The organism is Hymenobacter sp., assembly GCF_036388155.1.
Lineage (GTDB): Bacteria > Bacteroidota > Bacteroidia > Cytophagales > Hymenobacteraceae > Hymenobacter.
This window is the reverse complement of the sequence record NZ_DASVSI010000114.1, coordinates 58,139-70,183: the sequence shown is the minus strand read 5'-3', so window position 1 is coordinate 70,183 and position 12,045 is coordinate 58,139. Positions and strand designations below refer to the sequence as shown.

9 protein-coding genes, 1 tRNA gene and 2 pseudogenes are annotated in these 12,045 nt (G+C 57.8%); 11 read left to right on the top strand and 1 reads right to left on the bottom strand.

Annotated elements, in window-relative coordinates; translation table 11 throughout:
* From VF629_RS15575 to rplT, 7 genes and pseudogenes are all read left to right on the top strand, one after another.
* Positions 1-904: pseudogene (locus VF629_RS15575) on the top strand (DNA gyrase/topoisomerase IV subunit A); the annotation flags it as partial.
* A gap of 70 nt (positions 905-974) precedes the next feature.
* Positions 975-1,955 (top strand): tetratricopeptide repeat protein, encoded by a 981-nt coding sequence (locus tag VF629_RS15570; protein ID WP_331059412.1) that lies wholly within the window; start codon positions 975-977, stop codon positions 1,953-1,955.
* Positions 1,956-1,999: 44 nt separating this feature from the next.
* Positions 2,000-3,157 (top strand): tetratricopeptide repeat protein, encoded by a 1,158-nt coding sequence (locus VF629_RS15565; protein WP_331059411.1) that lies wholly within the window; start codon positions 2,000-2,002, stop codon positions 3,155-3,157.
* 100 nt (positions 3,158-3,257) lie between these two features.
* Positions 3,258-5,189, top strand: a complete 1,932-nt coding sequence (gene thrS, locus VF629_RS15560; protein WP_331059410.1) for a threonine--tRNA ligase — start codon at positions 3,258-3,260, stop codon at positions 5,187-5,189.
* Between the two features lie 217 nt (positions 5,190-5,406).
* Positions 5,407-5,964, top strand: a pseudogene (gene infC, locus VF629_RS15555) (translation initiation factor IF-3); the annotation flags it as partial.
* Positions 5,965-6,165: 201 nt separating this feature from the next.
* The gene (gene rpmI / locus VF629_RS15550; RefSeq protein WP_046242504.1) at positions 6,166-6,360 is read left to right on the top strand and encodes a 50S ribosomal protein L35; all 195 of its coding nucleotides are present in this window, start codon (positions 6,166-6,168) and stop codon (positions 6,358-6,360) included.
* Positions 6,361-6,512: 152 nt separating this feature from the next.
* Complete coding sequence (gene rplT / locus VF629_RS15545) at positions 6,513-6,857, top strand: 50S ribosomal protein L20 (protein WP_331059409.1); 345 nt, start codon at positions 6,513-6,515, stop codon at positions 6,855-6,857.
* Between the two features lie 183 nt (positions 6,858-7,040).
* On the opposite strand, the gene VF629_RS15540 is transcribed toward rplT, so the two are convergent.
* Positions 7,041-7,114: transfer RNA gene (locus tag VF629_RS15540), tRNA-Met, on the bottom strand.
* A gap of 131 nt (positions 7,115-7,245) precedes the next feature.
* Here VF629_RS15540 and VF629_RS15535 point away from each other — a divergent pair.
* The 4 genes from VF629_RS15535 to pnp all read left to right on the top strand — a co-directional run bounded on the left by VF629_RS15535 (position 7,246) and on the right by pnp (position 12,042).
* Positions 7,246-7,659, top strand: coding sequence for an START-like domain-containing protein (locus tag VF629_RS15535; RefSeq protein WP_331059408.1), 414 nt, complete (start codon positions 7,246-7,248; stop codon positions 7,657-7,659).
* Positions 7,660-7,743: 84 nt separating this feature from the next.
* The gene (locus tag VF629_RS15530; RefSeq protein ID WP_331059407.1) at positions 7,744-9,189 is read left to right on the top strand and encodes an LptF/LptG family permease; all 1,446 of its coding nucleotides are present in this window, start codon (positions 7,744-7,746) and stop codon (positions 9,187-9,189) included.
* A 141-nt stretch (positions 9,190-9,330) separates the two neighbouring features.
* Positions 9,331-9,606, top strand: a complete 276-nt coding sequence (rpsO, locus tag VF629_RS15525) for a 30S ribosomal protein S15 (protein WP_331059406.1) — start codon at positions 9,331-9,333, stop codon at positions 9,604-9,606.
* Positions 9,607-9,870: 264 nt separating this feature from the next.
* Complete coding sequence (pnp, locus tag VF629_RS15520; protein ID WP_331059405.1) at positions 9,871-12,042, top strand: polyribonucleotide nucleotidyltransferase; 2,172 nt, start codon at positions 9,871-9,873, stop codon at positions 12,040-12,042.
* Positions 12,043-12,045: the final 3 nt, after the last annotated feature.

The window sequence follows — 12,045 nt, the reverse complement described above, 5'->3', positions numbered from 1 at the left end:
CAAGGGCACCAAAACCCTGTACCTGACGGCCAACCCCAACTCCGAGTCCGAAATTGTCAGCATTCAGCTCAGCGACAAAGCCCCGGCTCGCATCAAGCAGTTTGACTTCGACTTTGCCGAATTGAGCATCAAAGGCAAGGGCTCGATGGGCAACATTGTGACCAAGCAACCCATCAAGAAGATTACCCAGAAAACCCTGGGCGATTCCACCCTGGGCGGGCGCGAAATGTTCTTCGACAGCGTGGTGGGCCGCTTGAACACCGCGGGCCACGGCCGCTACCTGGGCACGTTCGACACCGAAAACCACGTGTTGGTGGTCTTCAAAGATGGCAGCTACGAGCTGACCACCCCCGACCCCACCAACCATTACGACGTGCCCAACATTGTGCTGCTGCGCAAGTACGAGCCCGAGGTGGCCCTGAGCGCGGTGTACGTAGACGGTGAAACCAAAGTCCACTACGTCAAGCGTTTCAAAATCGAAACGAGCACGCTGGGCAAGCGCTTCACGTTCATTTCCGAGTCGAAAGGTTCGAAGCTGCTCGCCGTCACGGCCAACCCCGAGCCGGTGGTGGAAGTGAAGGCCCAGAAAGACAAGAAATCCGACAAGGAAACCGAGAAAATCAGCTTGCACGAATTCATTGACGTGAAAGGCTGGAAGGCGATGGGCAATAAGCTCAACTACTACAAGATTCACGCGCTGACCTTGCTCACCGACGAAGGCCCCGAGCCCCAACGCCGGGAAAACGCCAAAAAGCGACCAGCGCCGGCCAAAGCCGCCGAAACCGCGGAGCCCGCCCAAGAGCCGCGGGCCGAGGCTACGGGCCCCGTGGACGTGACGGCCGAGGAAGTGGCCCAGGCCCGCGAGTTGCTCAAGCGGCCCAAGGCGCAATTGGGCTTGTTCTAGGAAACGGCTCTTCCGCCGCGAACCTGCGGCGGAAGGGCCGCGTTTGGGTCAAGCCCCGTTTCTTTGCCCCATGCGTGTGTTGTTTTGGTTGCGCGGTATCGTTCTGGCTGGACACTGGCGGCGTTGCTTGCTCGGCGTGCTGTTGGGGTGGGCGGCGTTGATGACACCCGCGGCGGGCCAGCCTCGTTTGCGAATTCGCAAACCTGCGCCCCTTACGTCCACAGTCCCGGCCAACGTTCCCGTTGTTGACCCGCCGGCCGTGCGGGCCAAGCTTTTTCAAGCCGCGGCCCTCACCAACAACTTCAAGGACTCGGAAGCGCTGGCCGTGTACCAGGAAATCCTGAAAACGGCGCCCATGCATTACTTGGCCCTGTGGCAGGCTGCGGTGCTAAGCGTAAGGATTGGGAGCCGCTATACCGACGAAACCCGGAAAGCAGCCTACTTTGACGCCGGCCGTCAGTACGCCGACCGGTCCTTGCTGCTACGGCCCGAAGGCGGCGAAAGCAACTACGCGGTGGCCCTCGCCCTATTCAACCAAGCCACGCTTTACCGGGCTGGTGCCCGGCTCCGGGCCTTCAGCGACTTGCGGTCGCACGTGTACCTGGCCACAGAACGGCGGCCCGACTTGCCCGAAGCCTGGCAACTGCTGGCGCGTTGGCAATACCGGGTGGCCCATTACAACCTGCTCGAACGCGTGTATAGCAAACTGGTGTTGGGCGGAGTACCCGATGGCGGTGACAGCCGCCAAGCCATCAAAAACCTTGAAAAAGCCCACGAGTTAGCCCCGCAAAACCTGCAGTTTTGTTACGACCTTGCCCGCATGTGCCGCTACCAAGGCCGGCGGCAAAGAGCCATTGAAGTGTTGCGCCAAGCCGAAAAAATCGCCCCCATCACCAGCGAAGACTTGGTGGTGAGCCGGCTCTGCCGCCAAATGCTCATCACCTTGCTCCGAGCCGATGCCCGAGGCAAAAAGAAGCCGCCAGAGATGCCCTTACCGGTGCGCCCCCCGGCCGACTCTGCCGCGCCCGGCGTCGACAGCCTCAGTCGATAAGCACGTACCGTCCGACTCCAGAATCCCCTTTTGCCATTCGTGTCATGCGTTTTTCTTTGGTTTTGAAGCTGCTTGCATCTCCGCTGTCCGTGGTGGCCGTGGTGGCCTGCAATCCTGCGCCAGCGGAAAAGCCCGACGTGCTGGTGAATCTGGCCACCGTGCAGAGCGGGCCGCGCGTGCAGGCTGACGAGCTAAACGGGGCCATTGCCCGCGACCCGCGCAACACCGCCCTGCTCGCTCGCCGCGCCACGCTGCGCCTGGCCGCTGGCCAGGCAACCGATGCGCTGGCCGACGTGTCCGAAGCCCTCAAGCTGGACGACGCCGACGCCCGCCTCTATTTCCTGCAGGCCCGCGCATACCGGGCCCTCGGCCGGCTGTCAGCCGCTTTGGGCGCGGCCCGCCAAGCCGGCGAACGGGGCTTTACCGGGCCCGAGTTGCCCTTGCTGGTGGGCGAAACCCATTTGGCCGCCCGAAATTATGCCGCCGCCCTCGACAACCTGGACCGCACCCTGCGCCTCGACCCCGACCAGCCGTCGGCTCTTTTCTACAAGGGGTTGGCGTACGCCGCCACCGCCGATACTTCCACCGCCGTCCAGTACCTGCAAGATGCCCTCGCTCGCAACCCCCGCGAGCCCGAGATTCTGCACCAACTCGCCTTTCTGCTCAATGCCTGGCGCATTCCGGCTGATGCCGCCCGCTACGCGGCTTTGGGCATGCGCATCGACACGGCATCTGGCTTGCTGCGCTACGATTACGGCCGCCAACTGGAACTGCAAGGCCGGCCCGACAGCGCCCTCTGGTACTACCGGCGGGCCCTCGCCCTCGACACCACCGTGTACCGAGCCGACTACCGGCTGGGGTTGGCCGCGGCCAAGGCGCGCCAACAGCCCGCCGTGATTCAGCACCTCAGCCGGGCTCTGCGTCGCAACCCCCGCCTGCCGCAGGCCCGGGCCCTGCTCGCCGAAGCCTTGGAAACTCAAAACCGTTTGCCCGAAGCGCTGGCTCATTACCGCCAACTGGTGGCCGAAAATCCTGGCAATCAACACTGGACCTTTAAGGTGTGGAAGATAAACGAACGGGTGCAAGCTTCGCTGCCCGACAGTCTGCGCCCGGCCCCGCGCTATTATTACCGCCGGCCGCCTATGCCCGTGCGTCCCTTGCCCATCAGCCCCATGCAGTCGCTCACTCCCAGCGCGGGGTAGCTGGCTGGGCGGGTTTCTTTCCGGAGGCACTAGCTTCCCTCAAAAAGCACGTGCTAACTTGCGCCCTGCTTTGCCCCTGGGGCACTATACCTTGTAATATATGCTCAACATCACCCTCCCCGACGGCTCGGTTCGCCCCGTCGAGTCCGGCACGACTGGCTATGACCTCGCCGCCAGCATCAGCGAAGGCTTGGCTCGCAACGCCTTGGCCGTGCGCGTCAACGGCGAAGTCCGCGACCTGCACCGGCCATTTACCAACGATGCTTCCGTCGAAATTCTGACCTGGAACGACCCCGCGGGCAAATCCACTTACTGGCACTCATCGGCCCACCTCATGGCCGAAGCCCTCGAAGCCTTGTACCCAGGCGTGAAGCTAGCCATCGGCCCCGCCATCGAAAACGGGTTTTACTACGACGTTGACCTGGGCGAAGGGCGAAGCATTTCTAGCGAAGATTTTCCCGAAATCGAGAAGAAAATGCTCGAGTTGGCCAAGAATAAAAGCCAGTACATCCGCAAAGAAGTCTCCAAAGCCGACGCCATTGCCTATTTCCAGGAGAAGCAAGACCCCTACAAGCTGGAGCTGCTCGAAAATCTAGAGGACGGCAACATCACCTTCTACACGCAAGGCGGTTTCACCGACCTTTGCCGCGGCCCGCACATTCCCGACACGGGCACCATCAAAGCCGCCAAGCTGATGAACGTGGCCGGGGCCTACTGGCGCGGCGACGAGAAAAACAAGCAGCTTACCCGCCTGTACGGCATCACCTTCCCCAAGGCCAAAGACCTCACCGAATACCTCGAGCGCCTGGAGGAAGCCAAGCGCCGCGACCACCGCAAGCTGGGCAAAGAGTTGAAGCTGTTTGCTTTCTCCGAGAAAGTAGGAGCGGGGCTGCCCTTGTGGCTGCCCAAAGGCACGGCCCTGCGCGAGCGCCTGGAGCAATTTTTGCGCAAAGCCCAAGTAAAAGCTGGCTACTCGCCCGTGGTGACGCCGCACATTGGCGCCAAGGAGCTGTACGTGACCAGCGGCCACTACGAGAAATACGGCGCCGACTCGTTTCAGCCCATCAAAACGCCCAACCCCGGCGAGGAATTTTTCCTCAAGCCGATGAACTGCCCGCACCACTGCGAAATCTACAAGACAGAGCCCCGCAGCTACCGCGACCTCCCGGTGCGCCTAGCTGAGTTCGGCACCGTTTACCGGTACGAGCAGAGCGGCGAGCTTCACGGCCTGACGCGGGTACGCGGCTTCACGCAAGACGACGCCCACATCTTCTGCCGGCCCGACCAAGTGAAGGACGAGTTCAAGAAGGTAATTGACATCGTGCTGTACGTGCTGAAGGCGCTCGATTTTCCGGATTTCACGGCGCAGATTTCTCTCCGCGACCCCGAAAACAAAACCAAGTACATTGGCTCGGACGAGAACTGGACTCGTGCCGAAACGGCTATCCAAGAAGCAGCCGCCGAAAAAGGCCTTAACACGACTACCGAGCTGGGCGAGGCGGCGTTTTACGGCCCCAAGCTCGACTTTATGGTGCGCGATGCCATTGGTCGGAAATGGCAGTTGGGCACCATCCAAGTCGACTACAACTTGCCCGAGCGGTTCGACCTGGAATACACAGATGCCAACAATACCAAACAGCGTCCAGTGATGATTCACCGCGCCCCCTTTGGCTCGTTGGAGCGTTTTGTGGCCGTACTCATCGAGCACTGCGGCGGCAACTTCCCCCTTTGGCTCACCCCTGAGCAGTTTATCGTGCTGCCCATTTCAGACAAATACATCGACTACGCCAACGAAGTAAAATCTCAGTTGGAGCAGCGCGAGTTGCGCGGCACCGTTGATGCCCGCGACGAGCGCATCGGCCGCAAAATCCGCGACGCCGAGATGGGCAAAATCCCGTATCTGCTCGTGGTGGGAGAGAAAGAGGCACAGGACAACATCATTAGCGTGCGCAAGCACGGCGAGGGTGACCTGGGCTCCATGCCCCTCGATGCATTTGTGAAAAGCGTGCAGAGCCAAATTGTTGAAGCGTAGAAGTTTCTACTAAAAAAGGACGCCAGCCAGTACCCAACAATGGACAATTGTGGGTAAAGGCGGGCGTCCTTTTCTTGGCTATTGCAAATACATAACGCAAGTCGTTTGCCTTTCCAATATTAAATACCGATATTTGCCCCCTGATTGCCAGGCCTTAGCCGGCCTAAACCCGCAAGAATCTCATTCCCCGCCACTTTTTTAGCAGGAGGACCAAACCATAGCAGCTCCGAATCGTCGGTACGTGCCCCGCCAGCAGGTGGAAGAGCCGTTCAAAATCAATCAAAAAATCACGGCCCGCGAAGTGCGCCTTGTTGGCGACAACGTGGAGCAAGGCATTTATCCGACCGACCAGGCTCGGAAAATGGCTCAGGACCAAAACCTCGACCTCGTTGAGATTTCACCCACGGCTGTGCCGCCGGTTTGCCGCGTCATCGACTACTCGAAATTTAAGTACGAGCAGAAGAAGAAGACCCGCGAGCTGAAGGCCAAGCAAACCAAGGTGGTCCTCAAGGAAATTCGCTTCGGTCCCAACACGGACGAGCACGACTTCGCCTTCAAAGTGAAGCACGCGCAGGAGTTTCTGCGCGAAGGTGCCAAGATTAAGAGCTACGTGCACTTCGTCGGCCGCAGCATCGTGTTCAAAGAGCGCGGCGAAATCCTGCTGCTCAAGTTTGCCCAGGCCCTTGAGGACCTCGCCAAAGTAGAGCAACTGCCCAAGCTGGAAGGCAAGCGCATGTTCCTCTACTTAGCGCCCAAGGCTGCTGCAGTGGTGAAACCCTCGGCCAAGCCGGCTGCCTCGCCCGACAAAGGCGAGAAGAAAGCCGCCAAACCCGCCGAAGCCAAAGACAAGACCTCCGAAACGGCTCCGGCTACCACCGACGCCGCCGAATAGATTTTACTCGGTTGCGGATGGCTCCCCGACCCTTGGTCGGTCAGCAATCAACAATCAACAACCAACCCTCCAACAACCACTACAATGCCGAAAGTAAAGACGAAATCCGGTGCTAAGAAGCGCTTTGCGCTCACCGGAACGGGCAAGGTGAAGCGGAAGCACGCCTTCAAATCTCACATCCTCACGAAGAAGACCACCAAGCAAAAGCGTGGCCTGACCCACACCGGCCTCGTGAGCAGCGCCGACATGAACCGCGTGCGCCAGATGCTCAACATCTGATTCGTTGTCAGTTGCTCCTTGTCGGTAGTTAGCGCGTGCTGACATTGACGTGTGAGAATAACAACTGACGGCAAGCAACCAACAAAATTTTTCACCAGGCTTCCGGCCTTAAGACTTTAATCCGTCGCCGGCTGCCAAAAACTCTCAAGGTTATGCCAAGAAGTGTTAACCACGTGGCCTCGCGCCACCGCCGTAAGAAAATCATGCGTTTGGCGAAAGGCTATTACGGCCGTCGCAAAAACGTGTGGACCGTAGCCAAGAACGCCGTTGAAAAAGGCCTCTTGTACGCCTACCGCGACCGTAAAGTAAAGAAGCGCGAATTCCGCGCCCTCTGGATTCAGCGCATCAACGCCGGTGCTCGTGAGCACGGTTTGTCGTACTCGCAATTGATGGGCGGCCTCAAAAAGGCTGGCATCGAGTTGAACCGTAAAGTTCTGGCTGATTTGGCCCTGAACCACCCCGCCGCTTTCAAAGGCATCGTGGAAAAGGTAAAATAATTGCTTTTCAGCGCGATTAACCAAGAAAACGCTGGCCCATGGGTTCAGCGTTTTCTTGTTTTTGGCGTTTGCATTCGGCCCCTTGGTTGCCCTGAAGGCATGCTACACTCGGGCTTTTCTGGTAGTAAAAGAGCCATAAAAGCGAAAAACCGCTCCAGCACGAGGCTGAAACGGTTTTCGACGTAGCGGGAGGCGGGCTCGAACCGCCGACCTCAGGGTTATGAATCCTGTGCTCTAACCAGCTGAGCTACCCCGCCGGGTTTTGTGGGTGCAAAGGTAACGCTACCGCAGGCCCCAAAACAAGGTTACGGGGCAAAAAACACTTCATCATTCCCTTGTGGCTGGTTTTTAAACCGTCGTTTGACCAAGCCCCCTCGTTGTAATTCTTATGGCTTTGCCTGATACCCAAATCAAAACGCGTTTCGTGGTGGAATTTCCCATCAACGCTTCGCCCAAAATTCTTTTTCCCTATCTGGCTACGGCCTCGGGGCTTTCGCAGTGGTTTTGCGATGATGTGCGGTATGTGGAAGGGCAGCGTCTCAACTTTATTTGGGACAATGAGAATCATTACGCCGAAATTTCGGGCCAGCGCCTGAACCGTGCCATCCGGTTTGTTTTTCTTGACGAGCACCGCCAGTCCGTGGCCGATGCAAACTTTCTGGAGTTTACCCTCGATTCTTCGCAGGTGACGGACGAAGTTTACTTGCGCGTGGTAGATTATTCTTCGGCCCACCACACCGAGGAGCAACAGGAAATGTGGGAAGGGTTGGTGGCCAAGCTTCGCGAGCAGGTTGGGGGGTAAGGGCTTGACGCAGGTTCGGGTACTTTTTCCGCCTGCCTGTCGTTCACGCTTGTGGGCCCTTTCCAATCGACCAGTGCCCTTGCTATGCTGAAGAAATTAGATAAACTCATCCTAAAGGCCTTTGCCGGGCCCTTTTTGCTCACGTTTGCCGTGGTGCAATTCATTTTGCTCACGCACACGCTGCTCAAGTACCTCGACGATATTATCGGGAAGGACTTGGGCACGGGGGTTCTGCTGCAGCTGCTGTTCTATTTCAGCGTGCTGATTGTGCCGGTTTCGTTGCCATTGGCCGTTCTGCTCTCCTCGCTGATGACGTATGGCAACTTGGGCGAACACCACGAGTTAACCGCCATTAAAGCCTCCGGCATTGCCCTGACGCGCATTCTGCGGCCGGTGCTGCTGCTCACGTTGGCGCTGTCGGTGGGGGCCTTCTGGTTCAACGAAACCATTGTGCCGCGGGCCAACCTAAAAGCGTACAGCTTGCTGTGGGACGTGCGGCAGCAAAAACTAGCCCTCGACATCCGCGAAGGCGTTTTTTACAACGGCATTCCGGGCTATACCATCAAGGTGGACAAGAAGACCGGGGAAAACGGCGACCATCTGCACGGCGTAATGATTTACGACCACAACCAGAAGTCCGGCAATGCCTCCGTGACGCTGGCCGACTCTGGTCGCATGCTCAACCTGTTCAACGGGGCTTATTTGGGCCTGGAGCTTTATAACGGCTACAACTACGTCGAGCAGCCCGATGCCCAGGACCGCGCCGGGGCCAGCTTTGCGCGCCAAGGCTTCGACCACAGCATGGTCACCATTTCGTTGGCGTCGTTCGGTTTGGTGCGGACCCCGCAGGACCTCTTCAAAGAGAACCGCATGATGCTCAACATTACGCAGCTGGACACGGCCACTAAGTCTGTGCAGAAAAAACTGCGCATCGAGCGGCAACGCCTGCCCGTGCAGATTAACGGCTACTACACGTTTATGCGGTTTGATACCACCGGACGCGCAGCCAACCGGAAGGTGGAGAAACTGCAAGTGGCGCCCGGCAAGCTGGCGCCAACTTCCGGGCCCATTATCCAACAAGCCATCAACCGGGCGCAGAACTTGAAGTCCTTCACTACTTCTACCTCAGAAAGGCTGGAGGATTACGCTCGTAACTCGGCCCTGTTCCGAATTGAAGTGTACCGAAAATATTCGCAGTCCGTGGCGGTGTTTCTCATGTTTTTGATTGGAGCCCCATTGGGTTCCATCATCAAAAAGGGAGGCTTGGGCGTGCCCATTCTGGTGTCCATTCTTTTCTTCATCATTTATTACGTGGTGAGCATCATGGGCGAGAAGTACGGGCGTGAGTTTGTGATGCCCGTGGGGCTGGGCATGTGGTTGTCTAACCTGGTGCTCTTGCCCGCCGGGCTCTTTTTCCTCTACCAAGCCTATAACGATTCGGGGCTGCTGGAACTGGATTTCTGGCGCCGCTTGCCCCAGCGCATTGGCATACCGAGCTTGCGCAAGCTCACCACTCCCGTTAAGGAATAAATAAGGAATAAAGGCGAAAAACTCAGATTCGCGCTTTTATCCTGTTTTTAAATTGCGTACCTTTGCGGCACCCCAATGTGTGGGGTGCTCAGTCAATATTTCACTTTTTTAAATCTAAGACGGGGTAACACCTATCAGCCGATGATTTTAACCACCGAAGCAAAACAGGCCATCTTCGAAAAGAACAGCCTGCAAAAAGTAAAAACCGATACCGGTTCGGCCGAAGCCCAGATTGGTCTCTTCACCCACCGCATCAACCACCTCACCGAGCACCTCAAGGTTAACAAGAAAGACCACAGCACTCGCTTGGGCCTGCTGAAGCTGGTAGGTAAGCGCCGCCGCATGTTGGACTACCTGCAGCACCGCGAAATCAACCGCTACCGCGCCATCATCAAGGAGCTGGGCATCCGTAAGTAAGTCCAGAGTCTGAGAGTAGGGAGCCTTCCAACGAAGGTTCCCTACTCTTTTTTTGTTCGGGTTGGTTTTGCGCCGAGGCTGGCCTTTAATAGTTGCTAGTTGTCAGTTTTCAGTTTTCAGGAAAATACTATTGACTGACAACTAGCAACAAACAACTAATATTTTCGGCGCACTGTTGCTACAATACCCTGAGTAACGAATGCCGCTGGCGGCGCTCGTTTTTGGCTGCTCGCCCGCTGTCGCTTTTCCAAGCAAAATCCGCTGATGTCCCAACCTAACGCCATTATCAAATCTTTGACGCTGCCCGACGGCCGCGTTATCACCATCGAAACCGGCAAGCTGGCCAAATTTGCTGACGGCGCCGTTGTGGTTCGCCTCGGCGACACCATGCTGCTCGCCACGGTTGTTTCGGCTCCGAGCCAGCGCGAAGGCGTTGACTTCCTGCCGCTGTCGGTGGACTACCAAGAAAAATTTGGTTCGGCCGGCAAAATCCCCGGTTCGTTCCAGCGCCGTGAAGGCCGTTTGTCGGACTACGAAATCCTGGTCTGTCGCCTCGTTGACCGCATCCTGCGGCCGATGTTCCCCAAAGACTACCACTACGAAGTGCAGGTGATGATTACGCTCATCTCTGCCGACAAAGAAGTTCAGCCCGATGCTCTGGCTGCTTTGGCCGCTTCGGCTGCTTTGTCTATCTCGGACATTCCTTTCGCTGGCCCCATTTCTGAAGTGCGCGTAGCGCGCATCGACGGCCAGTTCCACATCAACCCCAAGACTTCGGACTTGGAGCGGGCCGACATGGACCTGATGGTGGGCGCAACGGCCGACTCCGTGGCCATGGTGGAAGGTGCCATGAAGGAAGTAAGCGAAGAGGAAATGGTTGCGGCCATTGCTTTCGGTCACGAAGCCATCAAAGCCCAGTGCCAGCTGCAAAAAGAATTGGCGGAGGCCGTTGGCCGCACGCCAGAATCGCAGCCCCGCGAGTATCCCAAGTACGAGGAGAACGAAGCGCTGAAAAAGCTCATTCACGATGGCGTCTATCAAGGTGCTTACGACGTGGCCCGTGGTGGCAACACCAGCAAAGCCGGTCGCAAAGAAGGCTTCTCTGGTGTGAAAAAAGCATTTCTGGACAAACTCGTGGCCGAACAGCCCGAGTTGGACATGAAGATGTTCAGCCGCTACTATGGCTCGGCTGAGAAGAAAGCCATCCGCGACATGATGGTGAAGGAAAGGGTGCGCCTAGACGGCCGCCAGCTCACCGAAATCCGCCCCATTTGGTCGGAAATCAACTACCTGCCTGGCGCTCACGGCTCGGCCATCTTCACCCGCGGCGAAACCCAGAGCTTGACCACGGCCACTTTGGGCACGAAGCTCGATGAGCAAATCATCGACCAGCCGCTGACCAAGGGCTACTCGAAGTTCATGCTGCACTACAACTTCCCCGGTTTCTCGACTGGTGAGGTGAAGCCCAACCGTGGCGCTGGCCGCCGCGAAATCGGACACGGCAACTTGGCCCTGCGCTCGCTTCGCCAGGTGCTGCCGCCCGAAGAAGAAAACCCTTACACCATCCGCATCGTGTCAGACATTCTGGAGTCGAACGGCTCCAGCTCGATGGCTACGGTGTGCGCCGGCTCGCTGGCGCTGATGGATGCGGGCGTGAAGATTTCGGCTGCTGTGGCCGGTATCGCCATGGGTCTGGTACAAGATAAGGAAACCGGTGAGTACGCCGTGTTGAGCGACATTCTTGGCGACGAGGACCACCTCGGTGACATGGACTTTAAGGTGACCGGCACGGAGAAAGGCATTTGCGCTTGCCAGATGGACATCAAAATCCAGGGCTTGAGCAATGAGATTCTGACGGCCGCGCTGCACCAAGCTCGGGAGGGCCGTTTGCACATTCTTGCCGAAATGGCCAAGACGATTTCGGCCCCGGCGCCCGAGTTGAAGCCTCACACGCCTCGCTCGCACAAGATGCTCATCGACAAAGAGTTTATTGGTGCGGTAATCGGACCGGGCGGCAAGGTTATTCAGCAGATTCAGAAGGACACCAACGCCACGGTTATCATCGAGGAGAAGGACGAGAAGGGCCACGTGAGCATTTACGCCTCCAACCAAGAGGACATGCAGGGCGCCATCGACCGCATCCGGGCCATCGCGGCCCAGCCGGAAGTGGGCGAAACCTACAAAGGCAAGGTGCGCAGCATTCAGCCCTACGGCGCTTTCGTGGAAATTATGCCGGGCAAAGACGGCCTGCTGCACATCTCGGAAGTGACGCACGAGCGGATTCAGACTCTGGAAGGCTTGTTGGAAGTAGGGCAGGACATCGACGTGAAACTGGTGGAAATCGACAAGAAGACCGGCAAGTACCGGCTCTCGCGCAAGGTGTTGCTGCCGAAGCCCGAAGCTGCAGCCGCCAGCAACGGCGAAGCTAAAGCGTAACTT